Source organism: Sterolibacterium denitrificans, from assembly GCF_900174485.1.
GTDB classification, from domain to species: Bacteria; Pseudomonadota; Gammaproteobacteria; order Burkholderiales; family Rhodocyclaceae; genus Sterolibacterium; species Sterolibacterium denitrificans.
In genome coordinates this window covers 2,824,625-2,847,552 of the sequence record NZ_LT837803.1, presented here as the reverse complement: position 1 = coordinate 2,847,552, position 22,928 = coordinate 2,824,625, and the positions used below count along the sequence as shown (strand labels likewise).

The 22,928-nt window shown below is 66.4% G+C and carries 17 protein-coding genes and 1 riboswitch; of the genes, 16 read left to right on the top strand and 1 reads right to left on the bottom strand.

All coding sequences use genetic code 11. The annotated features are described in order from the left end of the window. The first annotated feature begins 143 nt into the window (after positions 1 to 143). The 8 genes from prpC to SDENCHOL_RS12810 all read left to right on the top strand — a co-directional run bounded on the left by prpC (position 144) and on the right by SDENCHOL_RS12810 (position 11,374). On the top strand, positions 144 to 1,298 hold the full coding sequence (gene prpC, locus SDENCHOL_RS12845) for a bifunctional 2-methylcitrate synthase/citrate synthase (RefSeq protein ID WP_067170394.1): 1,155 nt from the start codon (positions 144 to 146) through the stop codon (positions 1,296 to 1,298). Positions 1,299 to 1,311: 13 nt separating this feature from the next. Then, positions 1,312 to 3,924 (top strand): Fe/S-dependent 2-methylisocitrate dehydratase AcnD, encoded by a 2,613-nt coding sequence (gene acnD / locus SDENCHOL_RS12840; RefSeq protein ID WP_067170393.1) that lies wholly within the window; start codon positions 1,312 to 1,314, stop codon positions 3,922 to 3,924. Positions 3,925 to 4,088: 164 nt separating this feature from the next. Further along, on the top strand, positions 4,089 to 4,535 hold the full coding sequence (locus tag SDENCHOL_RS12835) for an endonuclease domain-containing protein (protein ID WP_083522881.1): 447 nt from the start codon (positions 4,089 to 4,091) through the stop codon (positions 4,533 to 4,535). Beyond that, positions 4,532 to 5,734 (top strand): 2-methylaconitate cis-trans isomerase PrpF, encoded by a 1,203-nt coding sequence (gene prpF, locus SDENCHOL_RS12830; RefSeq protein ID WP_067170390.1) that lies wholly within the window; start codon positions 4,532 to 4,534, stop codon positions 5,732 to 5,734. Before SDENCHOL_RS12835 ends, prpF begins: the two co-directional genes overlap by 4 nt. A gap of 17 nt (positions 5,735 to 5,751) precedes the next feature. Next, entirely contained in the window at positions 5,752 to 6,132 is a 381-nt protein-coding gene (locus SDENCHOL_RS12825) for an acyl-CoA thioesterase (protein WP_067170774.1), read from the top strand. 34 nt (positions 6,133 to 6,166) lie between these two features. Further along, entirely contained in the window at positions 6,167 to 7,027 is an 861-nt protein-coding gene (locus SDENCHOL_RS12820) for an isocitrate lyase/PEP mutase family protein (protein ID WP_067170388.1), read from the top strand. 202 nt (positions 7,028 to 7,229) lie between these two features. Further along, positions 7,230 to 10,685: a pyruvate carboxylase gene (locus SDENCHOL_RS12815; RefSeq protein WP_231912987.1), complete on the top strand. Its 3,456-nt coding sequence runs from the start codon at positions 7,230 to 7,232 to the stop codon at positions 10,683 to 10,685. Beyond that, on the top strand, positions 10,682 to 11,374 hold the full coding sequence (locus tag SDENCHOL_RS12810; protein ID WP_067170386.1) for a GntR family transcriptional regulator: 693 nt from the start codon (positions 10,682 to 10,684) through the stop codon (positions 11,372 to 11,374). The genes SDENCHOL_RS12815 and SDENCHOL_RS12810 overlap by 4 nt, the downstream gene beginning before the upstream one ends. Here SDENCHOL_RS12810 and SDENCHOL_RS12805 read toward each other — a convergent pair. After that, on the bottom strand, positions 11,356 to 12,258 hold the full coding sequence (locus tag SDENCHOL_RS12805) for a LysR family transcriptional regulator (protein ID WP_067170383.1): 903 nt from the start codon (positions 12,256 to 12,258) through the stop codon (positions 11,356 to 11,358). The genes SDENCHOL_RS12810 and SDENCHOL_RS12805 overlap by 19 nt on opposite strands. Before the next feature lie 100 nt (positions 12,259 to 12,358). On the opposite strand from SDENCHOL_RS12805, the gene metE reads away from it, so the two are divergent. The 8 genes from metE to SDENCHOL_RS12765 all read left to right on the top strand — a co-directional run bounded on the left by metE (position 12,359) and on the right by SDENCHOL_RS12765 (position 22,919). After that, positions 12,359 to 14,644, top strand: a complete 2,286-nt coding sequence (gene metE / locus SDENCHOL_RS12800; RefSeq protein ID WP_154717253.1) for a 5-methyltetrahydropteroyltriglutamate--homocysteine S-methyltransferase — start codon at positions 12,359 to 12,361, stop codon at positions 14,642 to 14,644. Positions 14,645 to 14,801: 157 nt separating this feature from the next. Next, a riboswitch (cobalamin riboswitch) is annotated at positions 14,802 to 15,001 on the top strand. 118 nt (positions 15,002 to 15,119) lie between these two features. Further along, positions 15,120 to 17,195 carry a ribonucleoside triphosphate reductase gene (locus SDENCHOL_RS12795; protein WP_083522856.1) on the top strand — a complete coding sequence of 692 codons (2,076 nt, stop codon included), beginning with the start codon at positions 15,120 to 15,122 and terminating at the stop codon, positions 17,193 to 17,195. A gap of 28 nt (positions 17,196 to 17,223) precedes the next feature. Beyond that, a complete protein-coding gene (gene nrdD / locus SDENCHOL_RS12790; protein ID WP_067170379.1) occupies positions 17,224 to 17,397 on the top strand; it encodes an anaerobic ribonucleoside-triphosphate reductase in 174 nt (57 codons plus the stop codon). Then, positions 17,390 to 17,986, top strand: a complete 597-nt coding sequence (locus SDENCHOL_RS12785; RefSeq protein WP_067170377.1) for an anaerobic ribonucleoside-triphosphate reductase activating protein — start codon at positions 17,390 to 17,392, stop codon at positions 17,984 to 17,986. Before nrdD ends, SDENCHOL_RS12785 begins: the two co-directional genes overlap by 8 nt. 196 nt (positions 17,987 to 18,182) lie before the next feature. After that, the gene (locus tag SDENCHOL_RS12780; protein WP_083522855.1) at positions 18,183 to 19,622 is read left to right on the top strand and encodes an efflux transporter outer membrane subunit; all 1,440 of its coding nucleotides are present in this window, start codon (positions 18,183 to 18,185) and stop codon (positions 19,620 to 19,622) included. Positions 19,623 to 19,654: 32 nt separating this feature from the next. Beyond that, the gene (locus SDENCHOL_RS12775; RefSeq protein ID WP_067170374.1) at positions 19,655 to 20,935 is read left to right on the top strand and encodes an efflux RND transporter periplasmic adaptor subunit; all 1,281 of its coding nucleotides are present in this window, start codon (positions 19,655 to 19,657) and stop codon (positions 20,933 to 20,935) included. A 2-nt stretch (positions 20,936 to 20,937) separates the two neighbouring features. After that, the gene (locus SDENCHOL_RS12770; protein ID WP_067170762.1) at positions 20,938 to 21,702 is read left to right on the top strand and encodes an ABC transporter ATP-binding protein; all 765 of its coding nucleotides are present in this window, start codon (positions 20,938 to 20,940) and stop codon (positions 21,700 to 21,702) included. Then, positions 21,702 to 22,919, top strand: coding sequence for an ABC transporter permease (locus SDENCHOL_RS12765; RefSeq protein WP_231912985.1), 1,218 nt, complete (start codon positions 21,702 to 21,704; stop codon positions 22,917 to 22,919). The genes SDENCHOL_RS12770 and SDENCHOL_RS12765 overlap by 1 nt, the downstream gene beginning before the upstream one ends. Positions 22,920 to 22,928 lie beyond the last annotated feature (9 nt).

Below are 22,928 nucleotides of genomic sequence, written 5' to 3'. Positions count from 1 at the left end.
TTGCATCTTTGCAAGAAACTATTCACAACACTACGCTATTTCAGGTCTTTACGCATTTTTTACGCTGCGTATATTGCGAAAAAATTCGGCGACATGCAAGCAGAACGGCGGTCGTCTTCACTTTCCCATTCGCAGAGAGAGCCATGAGCGCGACCCAGGAAGCCACTTTCAAGACCAAGAAATCCGTTGCCCTGTCCGGCATCCTTGCCGGCAACACCGCCTTGTGCACCGTTGGCAAGACCGGCAACGACCTGCACTACCGCGGCTACGACATCCTCGACATCGCCGAGCGCTGCGAATTCGAGGAAGTCGCGCATCTGCTGGTGCATGGCAAGCTGCCCACCGGCGCCGAGCTGAAGGCCTACAAGGCGAAGCTGAAGTCCATGCGCGGCCTGCCGACCAGCGTTCGGGAGGCGCTCGAATCGCTGCCGGCCTCGGCGCACCCGATGGACGTGATGCGCACCGGCGTTTCCGCCTTGGGCTGCGCGCTGCCGGAGAAGGACGACCACAACATTCCCGGCGCCCGCGACATCGCCGACCGGCTGATGGCCTCGCTCGGCTCGATGCTGCTCTACTGGTATCACTGGGCGACCAACGGCAAGCGCATCGAGCTCACCACCGACGACGACTCGATCGGCGCCCATTTCCTGCATCTCTTGCACGGCCACAAGCCGTCGGCGCTGTGGGAGCGCGCCATGCACACCTCGCTGATCCTTTACGCTGAACACGAGTTCAACGCCTCGACCTTCACCGGCCGCGTCATCGCCGGCACGGGCTCGGACATGTATTCGGCGATCACCGGCGCCATCGGCGCGCTGCGCGGGCCGAAGCACGGCGGCGCCAACGAGATTGCTTTCGAGATACAGAAGCGCTACGACCATCCCGACGAGGCGGAAGCCGACATCCGCCGCCGTGTGGACAACAAGGAAGTGGTGATCGGCTTCGGCCACCCGGTCTATACCGTCTCCGATCCGCGCAACGAAGTCATCAAGAGCGTCGCCCGCCAGTTGTCCGACGAGGCCGGTTCGACCAAGATGTTCGACATCGCCGAGCGCCTGGAAAGCGTGATGTGGGAAGTGAAGAAGATGTTCCCCAACCTCGACTGGTTCAGCGCCGTCAGCTACCACATGATGGGCGTGCCGACCGCGATGTTCACGCCGATCTTCGTCATCGCCCGTACCTCGGGCTGGGCTGCGCACATCATCGAGCAGCGCCTCGACAACAAGATCATCCGCCCGAGCGCCAATTACGTCGGGCCGGAAGACCGCCGCTTCGTGCCGATCGAGCATCGCCAGTAAGATCGGACACGCCATGAACAACGCTTATCGTAGGCCGCTGCCTGGCACGTCGCTCGACTACTTCGACGCGCGCGCGGCGGTCGACGCCATCCGGCCCGGCGCCTGGAACGGGCTGCCCTATGTGTCGCGCGTGCTCGCCGAGCAACTGGTGCGCCGCTGCGATCCGGCGCTGCTGACCGACGCGCTGAAGCAATTGGTCGAGCGTCGGCGCGACCTCGACTTTCCGTGGTATCCGGCGCGCGTCGTCTGCCACGACATCCTCGGCCAGACCGCGCTGGTCGACCTCGCCGGCTTGCGCGACGCGATCGCCGACCAGGGCGGCGACCCGGCCAAGGTGAACCCGGTGGTGCCAACGCAGTTGATCGTCGACCATTCGCTCGCCGTCGAATACAGCGGCTGCGATCCGGACGCCTTCGAGAAGAACCGCGCGGTGGAAGACCGCCGCAACGAAGACCGCTTCCATTTCATCGAATGGACCAGGCGCGCCTTCGAGAACGTGGACGTGATCCCGGCCGGCAACGGCATCATGCACCAGATCAATCTGGAGAAGATGTCGCCGGTCATTCAGGTTCGGGATGGCGTCGCCTTCCCCGACACCTGCGTCGGCACCGACAGCCACACGCCGCACGTGGACGCGCTGGGCGTGATCGCCATCGGCGTCGGCGGCCTGGAGGCCGAGACCGTGATGCTCGGCCGCGCTTCGATGATGCGCCTGCCGGACATCGTCGGCGTGCGCCTCGCCGGCCGGCGCCAGCCCGGCATCACCGCCACCGACATCGTGCTCGCGCTGACCGAGTTCTTGAGGAAGGAAAAGGTCGTCGGTGCTTGGCTGGAATTTTTCGGTGAGGGTGCGGACAGCCTGACCATCGGCGATCGTGCGACGATCTCCAACATGTGTCCGGAATACGGCGCCACCGCCGCGATGTTCCATATCGACGGGCAGACCATAGCCTACCTGAGGCTGACCGGCCGTGAAGCGGAACAGGTGGCGCTGGTCGAGAATTACGCGAAGACCGCCGGCCTGTGGGGCGATCAGCTTGCGACGGCCGAGTACGAACGCACGCTCGAATTCGATCTGTCTTCCGTGGTGCGCAATATGGCAGGGCCGTCGAATCCCCACCGGCGCCTGCCCACTGCCGCGCTCAAGGATCGCGGTATCGCAGGCCCCATCAAGCTGGCCATGGCCATCGATGAAGAAAGGGACGGTCTGCTGCCCGACGGCGCGGTGATCATCGCCGCCATCACCAGTTGCACCAATACCTCGAACCCGCGCAACGTCGTCGCCGCCGGCCTGTTGGCGAAGAAGGCGAACGCTTTGGGTCTCGTGCGCAAGCCCTGGGTCAAGACTTCCTTCGCGCCCGGCTCCAGGGTTGCCAGGCTGTATCTGGAGGAAGCCGACCTGCTGCTGGAACTGGAAAAGCTCGGCTTCGGCATCGTCGCCTACGCCTGCACCACCTGCAACGGCATGTCCGGCGCGCTCGACCCGCAGATCCAGCAGGAGATCATAGCCCGCGACGTTTACGCGACCGCCGTGCTTTCCGGCAATCGCAACTTCGATGGGCGCATCCATCCGTACGCCAAGCAGGCCTTCCTCGCTTCGCCGCCGCTCGTCGTCGCCTATGCCATCGCCGGCACGATGCGCTTCGACATCGAGCAGGATGTGCTCGGCACCGTCGACGGCAGGGAAATTCGCCTGAAGGATCTGTGGCCGTCCGACGAGGAAATCGACGCCATCGTCGCCACCTGCGTCAAGCCGGAGCAGTTTCGGCAGGTGTACGACCCGATGTTCGCCATCCACCGCGACAGCGGCGAGAAGATCAGCCCGCTCTACGACTGGCGCCCGCAGTCGACCTACATCCGCCGTCCGCCGTACTGGGATACGGAAGGCGTCGGCGCGCTGGCGGCCAACCCGCGCACGCTGAAGGGCATGCGCCCGCTGGCGGTTTTGCCGGACAACATCACCACCGACCACCTGTCGCCGTCCAACGCCATCCTGCCCGATAGCGCGGCCGGCGAATATCTGGCGAAGATGGGCCTGCCGGAAGAAGACTTCAACTCCTACGCGACGCACCGCGGCGATCACCTGACCGCCATGCGCGCCACTTTCGCCAACCCGCAACTGGTCAATGAAATGGCCGTCGTCGACGGCGCCGTGAAGAAGGGCTCGCTGACCCGCATCGAGCCGGACGGCAAGGTGCTGCGCATGTGGGAAGCGATCGAGACCTATCTGGACCGCAAGCAGCCGCTGATCATCGTCGCCGGCGCCGACTACGGCCAGGGGTCGAGCCGCGACTGGGCGGCCAAGGGCGTGCGGCTGGCCGGGGTGGAAGCCATCGCCGCCGAGGGCTTCGAGCGCATCCACCGCACCAACCTGATCGGCATGGGCGTGCTGCCGCTGGAGTTCAAACCGGGCACCACGCGGCTGACGCTGGGGCTGGATGGGAGCGAGACCTACGACGTGATCGGCGAGCGTAGGCCGCGTGCGGATTTGACGCTGGTGATCCATCGTCGGAGTAGTGAGACGGTCGAGGTACTGGTGACCTGCCGGTTGGATACTGCCGAGGAAGTGTCGATCTATGAGGCCGGCGGGGTGCTGCAGCGGTTTGCGCAGGACTTTCTGGCTTAGGGGAAGGTGGGGGGATGATGTTTGCCCGGGGCTTTTTCCCCTCTCCCCCGGCCCCTCTCCCGCAAGGGGAGAGGGGAGTGTGGGGGTTTGATATGCTGAGCGATTATTTTTCGGCCGATCAAGCCCCTCTCCCCTTGCGGGAGAGGGGTTGGGGAGAGGGGGTGATGGAACCCAAACAATTCGCCAGAAAACTGCGCCAGGAAATGACCGACGCCGAACGCCTGCTCTGGCGCCACCTGCGCGCCCACCGCCTGGCCGGCGAGAAATTCCGCCGCCAACAGCCGCTCGGCCCGTATATCGCGGACTTCGTGCATTTCGGTGCGCGGCTGGTCATCGAGGTCGACGGCGGGCAGCACAACGGCAGCGGGCATGACCGGCGGCGCGATGCCTGGCTGGACGCGCAGGGGTTCAAGGTGCTGCGCTTCTGGAACGACGATGTGCTGTTGCGTACTGAGGCCGTGCTGGCGGTGATCTGGGGTGAGCTTTCACCCTCTCCCCCAGCCCCTCTCCCGTCAAGGGAGAGGGGAGCATCCGCCACTCCCCCCTCTCCCCTCGCGGGAGCGGGGCCGGGGGAGAGGGGGCATCCGAACACGAGGAAAAAACCACAATGACCCACAAACCGCAAATCCGCATCCCCGCCACCTACATGCGCGGCGGCACCAGCAAGGGCGTCTTCTTCCGCCTCGACGACCTGCCGGAAAGCTGCCGCGTGCCCGGCGAGGCGCGCAACAAGCTGTTCCAGCGCGTGATCGGTAGCCCCGATCCCTACGCCAAGCACATCGACGGCATGGGCGGGGCGACGTCCTCCACCAGCAAGTGCGTGATCCTGTCAAAGAGTGCACGGCCCGGTCATGACGTCGATTACCTCTACGGCCAGGTCGCCATCGACAGCGATTTCGTCGACTGGTCCGGTAACTGCGGCAACCTGTCCACGGCGGCCGGCGCCTTCGCCATCCACGCCGGCTACGTCGATGCGGCGCGCGTGCCACGGAACGGCGTCTGCGTCGTGCGCATCTGGCAGGCCAACATCGGCAAGACCATCGTCGCCCACGTGCCGGTCGCCGACGGCCGGGTGCAGGAGACCGGCGATTTCGAGCTCGACGGCGTGACCTTCCCGGCCGCCGAGATCGTGCTCGAATTCATCGACCCCGCTGACGAGGGCGAAGGCGAGGGCGGCTCGATGTTCCCGACCGGCAATCTCGTCGACGAACTCGACGTGCCCGAATCGCTCGTCGCCGGCGGCAGGTTGAAGGCGACGCTGATCAACGCCGGCATTCCGACCATCTTCGTGAACGCCGAGGACATCGGCTACACCGGCAGCGAACTGCAGGACGCGATCAACAACGATGCCGTGGCGCTGGCCGGTTTCGAGACGTTGCGCGCCATCGGCGCGCTGAAGATGGGGCTGATCGCCAAGCTCGAAGACGCCGCCAGGCGCCAGCACACGCCAAAGATCGCCTTCGTCGCGCCGCCGCTCGACTACGTTGCTTCCAGCGGCAAGACGGTCAAGGCCGGCGACGTCGACCTGCTGGTCCGCGCCCTGTCCATGGGCAAGCTGCATCACGCGATGATGGGCACGGCGGCGGTCGCCATCGGCACGGCCGCGGCGATTCCCGGCACGCTGGTCAATCTGGCGGCCGGCGGCGGCGAGCGCAGCGCGGTACGCTTCGGACATCCGTCCGGCACGCTGCGCGTCGGCGCCGAGGCGAAATTCGACAACGGCCAATGGACCGTCACCAAGGCCATCATGGGCCGCAGCGCCCGCATCCTGATGGAAGGCTGGGTGCGCGTGCCCGGCGATGCGTTTTGATTGCCGGCCAGCCGATCATGACCACGCTTCCAGCCACCCAGGCAGTCGAGATTCGCGAACTGGTTCTGCCGATGCTGGCGAATCACCACGGCACCCTGTTTGCCGGCCAGGGCCTGCAACTGATGGCCAAGGTGGCCTTCATGGCGGCGCGTAGCCTGTCCAGGCTGGAAGTCGTCATGGCCGCTGCCAGCGGCATCAATTTCCTCTCGCCCATTCCCATTGGCCACGTGCTCACCCTGCGCGGCCAGGTCGTGCGCGTCGGGCGCAGTTCTATGACGGTGCAAGTGAGCGGCGTGGCCGAAAAGGCCGGCTCAGCGGCCGAGGACGTGCTGGGCGGCACTTTTGAAATGGTGGCCATCGATGCCGATGGCCGTCCGGCCGCCATCAACCTGTCCTGACCCGGCCAGAACTTCAAGCAATAAAGGAACCATCATGTCTACCCGCAAGAAACTGAAAGAACTCGTCGCCGCCCGTCGCGGCGTCATCGTGCCTGGCGCCTTCAACGCGCTGTCGGCCAGAATCATCGCCGACCTCGGCTTCGAGGCCATCTACGTCACCGGCGCCGGCGTTACCAACATGTGGTTCGGCATGCCCGACCAGGGCTTCATGGGCCTGGCCGAAATCGCCGACCACACGGCGCGCATCCGCGACGCCGTCGACGTGCCGCTGATCGTCGATGCCGACACCGGCTTCGGTAACGCGCTCAACGTCCATCACACCGTGCGCACGCTGGAACGCGCCGGCGCCGACTGCATCCAGTTGGAAGACCAGGTGGCGCCCAAGCGCTGCGGCCACTTCAACGGCAAGGACGTGATCGGCACCGAGGAAGCCGTCAGCAAGATCAAGGCCGCCGTCGACGCCCGCCGCGACCCGGATTTCCTCATCATGGCCCGCACCGACGCCGCCGCCGTGCATGGCTTCGAGGCCGCCGTCGAGCGCGCGCAGAAGTTTGCCGAGGCCGGCGCGGACATTCTCTTCGTCGAGGCCGTGACCAGCGCCGACGAGATCCGCGCCCTGCCGCAGCGCCTGGCCACGCCGCAACTGATGAACATGGTCATCGGCGGCAAGACGCCGATCTTCAACGCCGAGGAACTCGGCCAGCTCGGCTTCGGCATCGTCCTCTACGCCAACGCCGCCTTGCAGGGCGCGGTGATGGGCATGCAGAAGGCGCTGACCGTGTTGCGCGACGAGAGGCAGGTGCTCGAATCGAGCGGGCTGGTGACGCCCTTCGCTGAACGCCAGCGCTTGGTCGGCAAGCCCGAGTGGGACGCCCTCGACAAGCGCTACACCTGAGCCCCTGATTTCCCCTCTCCCCTCGCGGGAGAGGGGCCGGGGGAGAGGGGGCGAATTTCCTCCGCACTCCCCCCGTACCCTCCCCTCGCGGGAGAGGGGCCGGGGGAGAGGGGCCGAATTTCCTCCGCACTCCCCCCCGTACCCCCTCTCCCCAACCCTCTCCCACAAGGGGAGAGGGAGCAGTCCATCGTCCATCGAGAACATGTCCATGAAAAAAATCCGCAGCATCCTGGTCGCCAACCGTAGCGAGATCGCCATCCGCATCATGCGTGCCGCCGCCGAGCTGGGGCTGCGCACGGTGGCGATCTACGCCAACGAGGATCGCTTCGCGCTGCACCGCTTCAAGGCCGACGAGAGCTACCTGGTCGGCGACGGCAGAAAGCCGATCGCCGCCTATCTCGACATCGCCGACATCATCCGCGTCGCCAAACAGGCCAAGGTGGACGCCATCCACCCCGGCTACGGCTTCCTGTCGGAAAACCCGGATTTTGCCGAAGCCTGTGCCCAGGCCGGCATCGTCTTCATCGGGCCGCAACCGGCCGTCATGCGCGAACTCGGCAACAAGGTCGCGGCGCGCGCCCTGGCCGAAAAGGTCGGCGTGCCGGTGGTGCCGGCGACCGGCGCGCTGCCGGACGATGCTGACGAATGCCGCAAGCTGGCCGCCGACATCGGCTACCCGCTCATGCTGAAAGCCAGTTGGGGCGGCGGCGGTCGCGGCATGCGGGCGATCAACTTTGATCACGAACTGCTGCCGGCGATCGAGGTCGCCCGCCGCGAGGCGGCCGCCGCCTTCGGCAACGACGAGGTTTATCTGGAAAAGATGGTGGTGCGCGCCCGCCACGTCGAGGTGCAGGTGCTGGGCGACACGCACGGCAACCGCGTGCACCTGTTCGAGCGCGACTGCTCGGTGCAGCGGCGCAACCAGAAGGTCGTCGAGCGCGCTCCCGCGCCCTACCTGAATGCCGAACAACGCGAGGCGCTGTGCGCCGCCGCCTTGAAGCTCGCCGCCGGCGTCGATTACACCCACGCCGGCACCGTCGAATTTCTGATGGACGCCGACACCGGCGCCTTCTACTTCATCGAGGTCAACCCGCGCATCCAGGTCGAGCACACGGTGACCGAGGAGGTCACCGGCATGGATCTGGTCAAGGCGCAGATCGTCGTCAGCGAGGGCGGCCGGATCGGCGACAGCGACTTCCTGCCGGCGCAAAAAGACATCCGCCTGGCCGGCCACGCGCTGCAATGCCGGGTCACCACCGAAGACCCGGAAAAGGGCTTCACCCCCGACTACGGCAAGCTCGCCGCCTACCGCAGCGCCGCCGGGGCCGGCATCCGCCTCGACGCCGGCACCGCCTACACCGGCGCCATCATCACGCCCTACTACGACTCGCTGCTGGTCAAGGTCACCGCCCGCGGCCACGACGCCGACGAGGCGATCCGTCGCATGGACCGGGCGCTGCGCGAATTCCGCATCCGCGGCGTGGCGACCAATCTGGCCTTCCTGGAAAACGTCATCGGCCATCCGTCGTTCAGGAACGGCGAGTGCACGACGCGCTTCATCGACACCACGCCGGAACTGTTCGACTTCAAGCCGCGCCGCGACCGGGCGACGCGCCTGCTGCGCTTCGTCGGCGACGTGACGGTCAACGGCAACCCGGAGATGGCCGGCCGGGCGAAGCCGACCCTGCCTCTGCCCAAGCCGCCGCTGCCCAAGGCCGAACTCGGCGTGCCGCCGCTGCCGGGCAGCCGGGACCGGCTGCGCGAACTCGGCGCGCGGGGTTTTTCGTGCTGGATGTTCGACCAGAAGCGCGTGCTGCTCACCGACACGACCATGCGCGACGCGCACCAGTCGCTATTCGCCACCCGCATGCGCAGCGCCGACATGCTCGCCGTGGCGCCGCATTACGCCCGCCTGCTGCCCGACCTCTTCTCGCTCGAATGCTGGGGCGGCGCGACTTTCGACGTGGTCCTGCGCTTCCTCAAGGAAGACCCGTGGCAACGCCTCGACAAGCTGCGCGAGGCCATTCCCAACGTGCTGTTCCAGATGCTGCTGCGCGCCTCCAACGCCGTCGGCTACACCAATTACGCCGACAACGTCGTCCGCTGGTTCGTGCGGCAGGCGGCGGCGCACGGTATGGACGTCTTTCGCGTCTTCGACTCGCTGAACTGGGTCGACAACATGCGCGTCGCGATGGATGCGGTGATCGAGGCCGGCGCGCTGTGCGAAGGCACGATCTGCTACACCGGCGACCTCTTCGATCCGGCGCGCAGCAAGTACCACCTGAAATACTACGTGGACATGGCCAGACAACTGGAAAAGGCCGGCGCCCACATCCTCGGCATCAAGGACATGGCCGGCGTCTGCCGGCCGGCGGCGGCGCGGGCGCTGGTCAAGGCGCTCAAGGAAGAGACCGGCCTGCCCATCCACTTCCACACCCACGACACCAGCGGCGGCTCGGTCGCCTCGGTGCTGGCGGCGGTCGAAGCCGGCGTCGACGCGGTGGACGGCGCGATGGACGCGATGAGCGGCCTGACCTCGCAACCCAGCCTCGGCGCCATCGTCGCCGCGCTCGAACATACCGAGCGCGACAGCGGCCTGATCCCGGGCCGCATCGCCCCCTTCTCGCGCTACTGGGAAGGCGTGCGCCGCTACTACGCGCCGTTCGAGGCCGACATCCGTTCCGGCACCTCGGACGTCTACCGCCACGAAATGCCCGGCGGCCAATACACCAACCTGCGCGAACAGGCGCGGGCGATGGGCCTCGACCACCGCTGGAACGAGGTGGCGCAAGCCTACGCCGACGCCAATCGGCTGTTCGGCGACATCGTCAAGGTCACGCCCTCGTCCAAGGTGGTCGGCGATCTGGCGCTGTTCATGGTCGCCAACGAACTGACGCCGGAAGACGTGACCAACCCGGACAAGGAAATCAGCTTCCCGGATTCCGTGGTCTCGATGATGCGCGGCGAACTCGGCTACCCGGCCGACGGTTTCCCCAAGGCAATCCAGCAACGCATCCTCAAGGGCCAGACGCCGGTCGAAGGCCGGGTCGGCGCGCATCTTCCCCCGGTCGACCTGGAAAACGAGCGGAAAAAGGCCGAGAAGGCCGTCGGCCACCACATCGACGACGCGGCGCTGGCGAGCTGGCTGATGTATCCCAAGGTATTCACCGAATACGCCGCGCACCAGCGCCAGTACGGCGACGTGTCGGTGCTGCCGACGCCGGTGTTCTTCTACGGTCTGGGCCAGGGCGTCGAAGGGGACGAAATGTCGGTCGAGATCGACCAAGGCAAAACGCTGGTCGTGCGCCTGCTCGGCGAGACGCCCGCGCCGGAGAACGGCGAAGTCAAGCTGTTCTTCGAGTTGAACGGCCAGCCGCGCCCGATGCGGATTACCCGCGCCGGCCAGCAGGCGAAGAAATCCCGTCCGAAGGCCGAGGAGGGCAACGCCGCCCACGTCGCCGCGCCGATGCCGGGCATGGTCGCCACCGTCGCCGTCAAGGCCGGGCAGAAGGTGGCGAAGGGCAGCCCGCTGCTCTCGGTCGAGGCGATGAAGATGGAAACGGCGATCACCGCCGAGCGCGACGCCGCCGTCGTCCGCGTGCATGTCGCCCCGGGCGACCGGGTCGATGCCAAGGATCTATTGCTGGAGTTGTCATGAACCAAGAGTCCAATACCGAAATCCTGCGCCCGCGCATGCTCTACGAGGCGCTGGCCGATTCGTTGCGCAAGCGGATCTTCAGCCATGAATTGGCGCCCGGCGCGCCGCTCGACGAATTCAAGCTGGCTTCCGGCTATGGCGTCAGCCGCGCCCCGCTGCGTGAAGCGCTAAAGGTGCTGGCTGGCGAAGGATTGGTTGAATCGCGCGCCCGCCAGGGCTGCTTCGTCACGCGCCTGAGCTGGTCCAACGTCCTTCAATTGCTGGACTTGCTCGATCTGCTGGAAGACTTTGCCGCCGACGAGGCGGCCAGGGCGAAGTCATGCTTGAGCATCGACACACGGGAGAAGCTGCATGCCAGCCTGGTCAAGGTTGCCGGCAATGCCTGTCTGCCGGATCTGGCAGACCGCCTGATCGCCAGGTTGCGCCTGGCCTTCGGGCCGGTTTTCGACAGCCCGGAAATGCAGGCTTCGCACGATTTCCATGAGGCGCTGAAAAGCGCCATCGCGGCGGGCGACTGCGCTGAAACGCGGCATCTGCTGGCTGGCTGGAGCGAACGGCGCCGCCAGGCTGGGCAGGCCGCATGGGGGCGGATTGGCTCGGTTGCGCCGGCAAAAACCATCCATCAGCCCGGTACGGGTACGACGGGTACGGATAACGCCGAAGACGCCTTTTACGCCGGCGCGGTTTGAGCGCCGGAGCGCCGCGCCTGCTCGACGAAAGCGTCGAGGTAGTCGATGCCGGACTCGTTTTCGCGGATGCCGAGAAAAATCTGCTTGGCCACGCCCCGCTTGCCGAGCCGTACCGGCACGATGTCGAGCGCATCCGCGTATTCCTCGACCAGCCAGCGCGGCAGCGCGCTGACGCCGCGCCCGCTGGCGACCATCTGCAGCAGGATGTCGGTGGTTTCGATGGTCTTGTGGCGCTTCGGCGAGACGCCGGCCGGCAGCAGGAACTGGTTGTAGATATCCAGCCGTTCGATGGTCACCGGATAAGTGATCAGCACTTCGCCGCTCAGTTGTGCCGGTTCGACGAACGCCGCGCCGGCCAGCGCATGGCTGCGGCTGACCACCAGCACCTGCTCGTAATCGAACACCGGCTCGAAGGCGAGGCCGGATTTGTAAAGCGGATCGGGGGTCACCAGCAGGTCGATCTCAAAGGCGAACAGCGCGCCGATGCCGCCGAACTGGAATTTCTGCTTGACGTCGACATCGACATCCGGCCAGGCGGCGAGATAAGGCGCAACCACCTTGAGCAGCCATTGGTAGCAGGGATGGCATTCCATGCCGATGCGCAGCGTGCCGCGTTCGCCCTGGGCGAATTGCTGCAAGCGCTCCTCGGCCAGCAACAGTTGCGGCAGGACGCGGTTGGCCATGCCGAGCAGGTACTGGCCGGCCTGGGTCAGCCGCAGGCTGCGCCCTTCGCGCAGCCAGAGCGGCGTGCCCAGTTGCTGTTCCAGTTTCTTGATGCTGTGGCTCAACGCCGACTGGGTCAGACAGAGCACGTCGGCGGCGGCGGTCAGCGAGCCTTGTTTATCGACTTCGCGGAGGATTTCCAGATGTATGCGTTCGAGCATATATGAGCGGATTTAATCGTTATTTGAATTAATACCATTTTACTTCATGAATAGTGGTCTCTAGAGTGACGCCTGCATTTTTCAGAAAAGGAAACGGACAATGACCATCATCCACACCCTCGGCTTCCCGCGCATGGGCGCCCAACGCGAACTGAAGTTCGCCCTCGAAGGCCACTGGCGCGGCGAGATCGATGCCGCCGAACTGGAAGCCGTTGGCCGCCAATTGCGCGCCCGCCATTGGCAGGCGCAGCGCGATGCCGGCCTCGATTTCGTCAGCGTCGGCGATTTCGCCTATTACGATCACGTCGCCAATCACATCCAGTTGCTCGGCTGCGAGCCGGCGCGCTTCGGTTTTTCCGGCGACGAGCCGGCGTTGGCCCGCTATTTCACGCTGGCGCGCGGCGTCGCCCGCGAGGCCGGCGCATCGGGCGACGGCCATCCGGCACTGGAAATGACCAAGTGGTTCGATACCAATTACCACTACCTGGTCCCCGAATTCACGCCGGAGACGGCGTTCTCGCTGGCCGATGAGCGCCTGTTTGCCGAGGTGGCGGAAGCGCAGGCACTGGGCCATCCGGTCAAGGCCGTGCTGCTCGGGCCCTTGAGCTTTCTCTGGCTGGGCAAGGAAAAGGCGGCCGGCTTCGATCGCCTCGGCCTGCTGGACAAGCTGCTGCCGGTATACGGCCAGATTCTCGCCCGCCTCAAGGCGCAGGGCGTGCAATGGGTGCAGATCGACGAGCCTGTCCTCGGCCTCGATCTGGCGGCAGCCTGGCAACAGGCCTTCGAGCCGGCTTATGCCAGGCTGGCGACGAATGGCGTGCCGTTGCTGCTCGCCACTTATTTCTCGCCCTTGCAGGAGAATCTCGTTCTGGCCTGCCGCTTGCCCGTGGCCGGCCTGCATGTCGACGGCATTCGCGCCGCCGGGGAAATTACCTCGGTGGCCGACTGGCTGCCGGCGCACAAGGTGCTGTCGCTGGGCATCGTCGATGGACGCAATGTCTGGCGCACCGATCTGGATGCGGCGCTCACCCGCATTCGTCCGTTGTTCGACAAGCGTGGCCAGAGCCTGTGGCTGGCGCCGTCGTGCTCGCTGCTGCACGTGCCGTTCAGCGTCGCCGGCGAAATGAAGTTGGACGGCGAACTGCGCGGCTGGCTGGCCTTCGCGGTCGAAAAACTCGACGAGCTGCAAGTCTTGAAACAGGCGCTGGCCGGTGATGCCGCCGCCGATGGCGAACTGGCGAAATCCCGACAAGCCATACGGGCGCGGCATGCCAGCCGTCGGGTCAATAATCCGGCCGTCGCCGAGCGTCTGGCTGCGTTGCCCGCCGCCGCCGACCGCCGCCATGCTGCCTTTCCCGTCCGCCAGGCCGCGCAGCGCAAGCGTTTGCAGCTGCCGCTGCTGCCCACCACGACCATCGGCTCCTTCCCGCAGACCGCCGAAATCCGCGCCGCCCGGGCTGCCTTCAAACGCGGCGAACTGTCCGCGGCCGACTACGAAACCGCGATGAAGAAGGAAATCGCCCACGCCGTCGCGGTACAGGAAGAACTGGGCCTCGACGTGCTGGTGCATGGCGAAGCCGAGCGCAACGACATGGTCGAATATTTCGGCGAGCAACTGGCCGGCTTCTGCTTCACCGGCAACGGCTGGGTGCAGTCCTACGGCTCGCGCTGCGTCAAGCCGCCGATCATCTACGGCGACGTCTCGCGTCCGCAGCCGATGACCGTGGACTGGAGCGCCTACGCGCAAAGCCTGACGCCAAAACCGATGAAGGGCATGCTGACCGGGCCGATCACCATCCTGCAATGGTCCTTCGTGCGCGACGACCAGCCGCGCTCGACTACCGCCGCGCAGATCGCCCTGGCCATCCGCGACGAAGTCTGCGACCTGGAAAGGGCCGGTATCGGCATCATCCAGATCGACGAGCCGGCAATCCGCGAAGGCCTGCCGCTGCGCCGCGCCGCCTGGCGCGAGTACCTGGCCTGGGCGACCCGCGCCTTCCGCCTGTCGGCCTCGGGCGTGGCCGACGAAACGCAGATCCACACCCACATGTGCTACTCGGAATTCAACGACATCCTGCCCGAGATCGCGGCCATGGACGCCGACGTGATCACCATCGAGACCAGCCGTTCGGACATGGAGCTGCTGGATGCCTTCGGCAAGTTCAAATATCCGAACGAAATCGGCCCCGGCGTGTATGACATCCATTCGCCGCGCGTGCCGAATGCCGACGATATGGCGCGCCTGCTGCAAAAGGCGCGGGAGACAATCCCGGCCGGCAACCTGTGGGTCAATCCCGACTGCGGCCTGAAGACGCGCGGCTGGCCGGAAACCGTCGCCGCGCTGCGCCACATGGTGGCGGCGGCCAAGGCGTTGCGCGCCGTTTGAGTTTTCATCGCCGCGTCGTGGATATTGCCAAGGCATGCCGCAGCAACCTGTACGTAAAAGTTGCTGCGGCGCGGTGGGCTACTATATCTAGTAGCACTGCACCAGTTTTCTACTACCGGTAGTGTTTTTTTCTTGACAGCTGAAATCTTGTGGCACTAGACTGGCTGCCGTCGATGGTTCCCAAGTCGGGATTGAAAGGGAATCCGGTGCCAGGCCGTCGGCCTGAAACCCGGAACTGCCCCCGCAACTGTAATCGGCAAGCGCTTCGGCACGACATGCCACTGGATTTTTCCGGGAAGGCGAGCGAAGCGCGTTGAGCCGAGAGTCAGGAGACCTGCCTCGATGAGTCCTTTTTTCAATTGGGGCGGGGTGTCCCTGACGTGAGGTCGCGCATGAGTCTGCCAGTTGCTGCCGCTCGTGCATCGGTACATCGACCGATGCGGAAAGTCCCCGCCCATTCTTGCGGAGACGCCCGATGCCGGTACGAACAGAACGCCAACCCGCTTCTTTGCTGAATGCCGCCGGATCGCCGGTTCGGCCCGCCTCGCCCGCCCTGCCGACGCGCATCGTCAAGCGCGATGGCCGCGACGAGCCCTTCGAGTCCGCACGCATCGCCTCGGCGCTCGCCCGCGCCGGCGCGGCCAGCGGCGAGTATGACGAGGAGGAGGCGCAACTGCTGGTCGCGCGCGTGCTCAAGGTGCTGCGCCACCGCCACGACCGCTATCAAAGCGCCGCGCCGACCGTGGAGCAGGTGCAGGACATCGTCGAGCAGACGCTGGTCGACGCCAACCACATCGCCACCTTCCGCGCCTACGTCGCCTACCGCGACCAGCACCGCCGGCTGCGCGAGGACCGGCGCACGCTGGTCGACGTGGCTGCGGCCATCGACGAGTACGTGGATCGCGCCGACTGGCGCGTGCGCGCCAACGCCAACCAGGGCTACTCGCTCGGCGGGCTGATTCTCAACGTCTCCGGCAAGGTGGTCGCCAACTACTGGCTGTCGCACGTCTATCCGCCGGAGATCGGCCAGGCGCACCGCGACGCCGACATCCACATCCACGACCTCGACATGCTCTGCGGCTACTGCGCCGGCTGGTCGCTGCGCCAGCTGCTGTTCGAAGGCTTCAACGGCGTGCCCGGCAAGCCCGAGGCCGATCCGCCGAAGCATTTTTCGAGCGCGCTCGGCCAGATGGTGAACTTCCTCGGCACGCTGCAGAACGAATGGGCCGGCGCGCAGGCGTTCAGTTCCTTCGACACCTATCTCGCGCCCTTCGTCAGGAAGGACAGGCTCGACTATGACGCCGTGCGCCAGGGCATGCAGGAGTTCATCTACAACCTCAACGTGCCGTCGCGCTGGGGCACGCAGACGCCGTTCACCAACCTCACCTTCGACTGGGTCTGCCCGGAGGATCTGCGCGAGCAGGTGCCGGTGATCGGCGGCGTCGAAATGCCCTTTGCCTACGGTGAGCTGCAGGCCGAGATGGATCTCATCAACCGCGCCTACATCGAGGTGATGAGCGCCGGTGACCGGCGAGGCCGCGCCTTCACCTTCCCGATCCCGACCTACAACATGACCGAGGACTTCCCGTGGGAGTCCGAGAACGCCGAACGTCTGTTCGCGATGACGGCGAAGTACGGCCTGCCGTACTTCCAGAACTTCATCAACTCGGACATGAAGCCGAACCAGATCCGCTCGATGTGCTGCCGCCTGCAGCTCGACCTGCGCGAGCTCTTGAAGCGCGGCAACGGCCTGTTCGGCTCGGCCGAGCAGACCGGCTCGATCGGCGTCGTGACGATCAACTGCGCGCGCCTCGGCTTTCTCCACGCCGGCGACGAGGATGCGCTGATGGCGCGCGTCGACCGCCTCGCCGACATGGCGAAGGAGAGCCTGGAGATCAAGCGCAAGGTGGTGCAGCGATTGATGGACGACGGCCTGTTCCCGTACACCAAGCGCTACCTCGGCACGCTGCGCAACCACTTCTCGACCATCGGCGTGAACGGCATCAACGAGATGGTGAGGAACTTCACCGGCGCCGCCGACCTCACGGACGACGAAGGGCACGCGCTGGCGATCCGCCTGCTCGACCGCCTGCGCGACAAGATGCGCAGCTATCAGGAAGAGACCGGCAACCTCTACAACCTGGAGGCGACGCCGGCCGAGGGCACCACCTACCGCTTCGCCAAGGAGGACAGGAAGCGCTGGCCCGGCATCCTGCAGGCGGGCACGGCGGAGAAGCCGTACTACACCAACTCCTCGCAGCTGCCGGTCGGCTTCACCGACGATCCGTTCGAGGCGCTGCTGCGCCAGGACGAGCTGCAGACGCGCTACACCGGCGGCACCGTGCTGCACCTCTACATGCGCGAGCGCATCTCCTCGCCGGCCGCCTGCCGTCAACTGGTGCGCACGGCGCTGACGCGCTTTCGCCTGCCCTACATCACCATCACGCCGACTTTCTCGATCTGCCCGAAGCACGGCTATCTGGCCGGCGAGCACGAGTTCTGCCCGACGTGCGACGAGGAAATCCTCGCCCGGCGCGCGGCCGCAAACTGATTTTTCACCGACCAAGAAAGGAAACGCCATGTCCGAAAAGCACCGTTCCCACGACATCCCCGACCACGAGCGCCAGCGCTGCGAAGTGTGGACGCGCGTCATGGGCTACCACCGCCCGGTGTCCGAGTTCAACCCGGGTAAGCAGGGCGAGCACGGCGAGCGCCGGCACTTCGTCGAGCCCTGCCAGGCAGCGCATGCCTGAACCCGTGCTGGCGGTGGGCGGCCTGGTGCCGTTCACCACCATCGACTTCCCCGGCCGGCTGGCCGCCGTCGTCTTCTGCCAGGGCTGCCCGTGGCGCTGCACCTACTGCCACAACCCGCACTTGCTGCCGCGCGGCGCAGGCGCGCTGTCGTGGCCGGAGGTGCTGGCCTGGCTGGAAACGCGGCGCGGACTGCTCGACGGCGTGGTCTTCAGCGGCGGCGAGCCGCTGCTGCAACGCGACCTGCCGTTCGCGCTCGCCGACGTGCGCGCCCTGGGCTTCGCCACGGCGCTGCATACCGCCGGTATCTACCCGGAACGCCTGGCCGCCGTGCTGCCGCTCGTGGATTGGGTCGGCTTCGACGTCAAGGCGCCGTTCGCCGATTACGCGCCCATCGTCGGCTGCGACGGCGGCACGGCGGCGCGTGCTTCGCTCGAACTGCTGCTCGCCGCCGGCGTGGCCCACGAGATTCGCTGCACCGTGCCGCCGCAACTCGCCGCCGCCGCGCTCGGCCGCATGGATGCCGAACTGGCCGGCCTCGGCGTCGCGCATCTCACGCGACAGACCTGCCGTCCGCGCGCTTCTCGGTAAAACGACGGACCCACGGACGCCCTCGGAATTCGTGGCGAATCTGCGCCAGACCGGCATGCGCGGCATAACCGCTCTTGATCTTCGCGTCATCCTGTATTTGGTGAGAATTCGTAACATTCGTAAGTAACGTAACTAATGGACGTTTTATTGGACTCCCCAGTCTACAATTCGGGCTTGTTTTATTTATGGCCCGACCATGTCCGTGATTTCCACATTCTGTCGACTTGGCCTGCTGCTGGCCCTGGCTGGCTGCGTGCCTTTGCAGGCCTTGCGACCGGCGACACCGCATGCGTCGCAATTACAGTTGCCCGCGCAATGGTCCGCGGCCGTACCCGCGCTCGCACCCGCGCTCGCACCCGCGGGCGCGGCGGTGCAAATGCAGTGGTGGCAGCAGTTTGGCGATGCCACGCTGGATACGTTGATGGCGCAGGCGCTGCAGTCCGCGCATGATCTGCGCACGGCACAGTCCCGTTTGCAGCAGGCGCGGGCGGCGCTGGATCTGGCGGAAGCCGGGCTGGCGCCCAGCATAGGCGCCAGCGCGGGGGCGAATCGTGCGCGCAGCGGCCATGCCAGTCCGCAGACTCAGTACACGGCCGGCTTCGATGCCAGTTGGGAGCCGTCCATCTTTGGCGGCCAGCGCGATGCCGTGAGCGCCGCCGAGTTTGATTTGGAGGCCAGCGCGGCCAGTCTGGATGCGGCCAGGGTCAGCCTGGCGGCCGAGGTGGCGCTGAACTATGTCAACCTGCGCAGCTTGCAGCAGCGCCTGCAGATTGCCCGCAGCAATCTGGTGGCGCAGGAGGAAACCTGGCAACTGGTGAGCTGGCGCAACCAGGCGGGCCTGGCCAGCGAGTTGGAGCTGGAACAGGCCAGCGCCAATCTGGCCAGCACGCGCGCCAGTCTGCCGGGGCTGGAGTCCGGCATCGCCGCGGCCATGCATCGGCTGGCGGTGTTGAGCGGACAGCCGCCGGCCAGCTTGCGCGATCGACTGGCGCCAGCGCAGCCCCTGCCCGGTGCGCAGGCGCTGACCCGCTTGCCGATTCCTGCCGATACCTTGCGCCAGCGTCCCGATGTGCGGGCGGCGGAGCTTGGTCTGGCGGCGGAGCTGGCGCGGCTGGATCAACGCCGCGCCGACGCCTGGCCCAGCCTGAAACTGTCCGGTTCGCTCGGTTGGCGGGCGGCGTCGACCGGCGCCCTGGGCAGCGGGGCGAATGTCGCCGCCTCGCTGGCGGCCAGCCTGGCGGCGACCTTGTTCGATGGCGGCCGCATCCGCGCGCGCATTGACGCTCAGGATGCCGCCGCCGAGCAGGCGCTCATCGCTTACGAAAAAAGCATCCTGACCGCGCTCGAAGACGTCGAGAACGCGCTGGCCGAACAGGCGGCGGCGCAGACGCGCAGCCAGGCGCGCAGCCAGGCGGCTGCGGCCGCGGCACGGGCGGCGGCGCTGGCGCAGCAGATGTATCGCAGCGGCATGGTGGATTTTCAGCGCACGCTGGATGCCGAACGCACGCGGCTGTCCAGCGAGGACAGCGAGGCGACGGCGCGGGCCGATGAACTCACGGCGCTGATCCGTCTTTACAAGGCGCTGGGTGGCGGCTGGCAGGGCGCCAGCGCGGAACACGCAGAACACATGACGTAAGCAGAACACACCGATGCCAACGAGGAAGCGCAATGAACGCAAAAACGCTCGATCCCTTGCTGCAACCAGGCCGCGGCCGCCTTACTGGCTGGCGCAGCGGCTTGCTGGTCGTCCTGCTCTTGATCTTGGCCGGCGGCCTGTATCTGGCTTTCTTCTCCGGCAAGAAACAGCAGGGGCGTTATCTCACCGAGGAAGCCGCCCTGGGCCATCTGGTGGTGAGCATTTCCGCCAGCGGCACCCTGGCGCCGACGCGCTCGGTGGACGTCGGCAGCGAGCTGTCCGGCACGCTGGAGGCGGTGCTGGCCGATGACAACGACCGCGTCAGCCAGGGCCAGATCATGGCGCGGTTGGATACCGCCAAGCTGCGCGATGCGGTGACCCGCTCGCAAGCCGCCGTGACGGTGGCCGAAGCGAACGTCGCCCAGGCCGAGGCCACGCTCAAGGAGCAGCAGGCCAATCTCAAACGCCTGCGCGAAGTGCATGAACTTTCCGGCGGCAAGGTGCCGGCCGCCAGCGAACTGGAAACCGCCCAGGCCGCCGTGGCGCGCGCCGAGGCCAACCGCCAGAGCGCGCAGGCGGCGGTGATCCAGGCCAAGGCCGTGCTCACCACCGACCAGACCAACATCGACAAGGCGGTCATCCGCTCGCCGATCAACGGCGTGGTGCTGGCGCGCAAGGTCGAGCCGGGACAGACCGTGGCCGCTGCCATGACCACGCCGGTGCTGTTTTCCATCGCCGAGGACTTGACGCAGATGGAACTGGAAGTGCGCGTCGATGAAGCCGACGTCAGCACCGTGCAGCTCGGCCAGCCGGCCAGCTTCAGCGTGGCGGCCTGGTCGGGGCGGCGCTTTCCGGCGACCATCAAGCGCGTGGGCCTCGGCTCGACCATCATCGACAACGTGGTGACTTACAAGACCGTGCTGAGCGTGGCGAATGACGATCTGGCCCTGCGCCCGGGCATGACGGCCACGGCCCAGATCATCACCGTCGATCGCGAGAATGTCCTGCTGGTGCCGACCGCCGCCCTGCGTTATGTGCCGCAGCAGGCGGGGAATGGCAGCGATGAGAAAGCCGGCGATGGCGGCAGCTATGTGGACAAGCTGTTGCCGCGCATGCCGCGCCGCGCCAAGAAGGCCGGCCAGACGGCGCCGCGTGCCGGCGGTTCGGGGCAGCTCTGGGTGCTGGAGCAGGGCCAGCCGCGCAGGATAGACGTGCAACTGGGCGCCAGCAACGGCCGCCAGACTGAAATCACCGGCGGCGAGCTGAAGCCCGGCATGCAGGTGATCACCGATTATCTGCTGGAGGCGACGTGAGTCTGCCAACGCCGCCAGCGCAGCAGGCGCTGATCGCCCTGCGCGGCGTGGACAAGATCTACGGCAGCGGCGCGACCGCCTTCCAGGCGCTGCGGCAGGTCGATCTGGACATCCACGCCGGCGAGTTCGTCGCCATCATGGGGCCCAGCGGCTCGGGCAAGTCCACGGCGCTGAACATCATCGGCTGTCTGGATGTGGTGAGCGCGGGCAGCTACCGCTTCCGCGACATCCCGGTGGAGCAACTGGATCGCAACCAGCGCGCGCTGCTGCGGCGGCATTACCTGGGTTTCGTCTTCCAGGGCTTCAACCTGCTGGCGCGCACTTCGGCGCGGGAGAATGTCGAACTGCCGCTGCTCTATCGCGGCCAGGATGCCGCCAGCCGCCATCGCCAGGCGACCGACGCCCTGGCCCAGGTCGGCCTGGCCGGCTGGGAGCATCACACCCCGGCCGAACTCTCCGGCGGCCAGCAGCAGCGCGTGGCCATCGCCCGTGCCATCGCCACCCGGCCGCTAGTGCTGCTCGCCGACGAGCCGACCGGCAACCTCGACACCACGCGCAGCCGCGAGATCATGGAATTGCTGGGCAGCCTCAACCGCGAACAGGGCATCACCGTGATCATGGTCACCCATGAACTCGACATGGCCGCCTATGCCCAGCGCATCGTCCGCTTCGTCGATGGCCGCATCGACAGCGATCAGCGCAATGCTCACGATGCGCACGACGCTCAAGACGCACATTCCCATCGCCTGCCGCCGGAGCCCCACTGATGCAGATGCTGATCAACGCCCTGCTGCTGGCCGAGCGCGCCATCCGCCGCAATCTGATGCGCTCTTTTCTGACCGTTCTGGGCATCGTCATCGGCGTGGCGGCGGTGATCACCATGGTCACCCTGGGCGATGGCGCCACGCGCATGGTGGCCAGCCAGATTGCCAGCCTCGGCAGCAACCTGCTGCTGCTGCGCCCCGGCCAGATGCTCGGCCCCGGCGGTGGCGGCGGCGCCGGCGTGCCGCGCTTTCGTCTGAGCGATGCCGACGCCCTGCAGAACCAGATCGCCTCGCTGCGCGTGGTCGCTCCGGTGGTGAATAGCCGCGCCACGCTGGTGGCCGGTGGGCAGAATTGGTCGTCGACGATCAATGGCAGCACGAACGACTATTTTTCCGCCGGCAACTGGACCTTGGCCGAGGGCCGCCTGTTCGAGCCGGACGAGGAAATGGCCGGCCGCTCGGTGTGCGTCATCGGCCATACCATCCGCCAGCAGTTGTTCGCCAATCAGCAGGTACTCGGCGCCGAGCTGCGGGTGAAGAACATCGCCTGCGAAATCATCGGCGTGCTGGCTTCCAAGGGCCAGGGGGCGATGGGTCAGGACCAGGACGACATGGTCGTCATGCCGATCCGCACCGTGCAGCGGCGGCTGACCGGCAATCAGGACGTCGGCAGCCTGATGCTCTCGGTGCGCGACGGCATCGCCGCCGAGCCGGTGATGGAGCAGATCAAGCGCCTGATGCGCGAGCGGCGCAAGCTCGCCGATGGCGAGGAAGACAACTTTTCCATCATGGACACCAAGCAGATCGCCGAGACGCTGACCGGCACCATCCGCACCATGACCGGTCTGCTCGGCGCGGTGGCGGCCGTGAGCCTGCTGGTGGGCGGCATCGGCATCATGAACATCATGCTGGTCTCGGTCACCGAGCGCACCCGCGAGATCGGCATCCGTCTGGCCATCGGCGCGCTGGAGCACGAAGTGCTGCTGCAATTCCTCATCGAATCCGTGGTGCTCTCGGCGCTGGGCGGCCTGATCGGCATCCTGCTGGCCTTCATCGCCTGCCTCGGTCTGAGCGCGCTGATGCACCTGCCGTTCACCTACAATCCCGGCATCAATCTGCTGGCCTTCATCTTCTCCGGCGCCATCGGCATCGTCTTCGGCTACTTCCCGGCGCGCCGCGCCGCCCGGCTCGATCCGATCCAGGCGTTGCGCTATGAGTGAGGGCCGAGG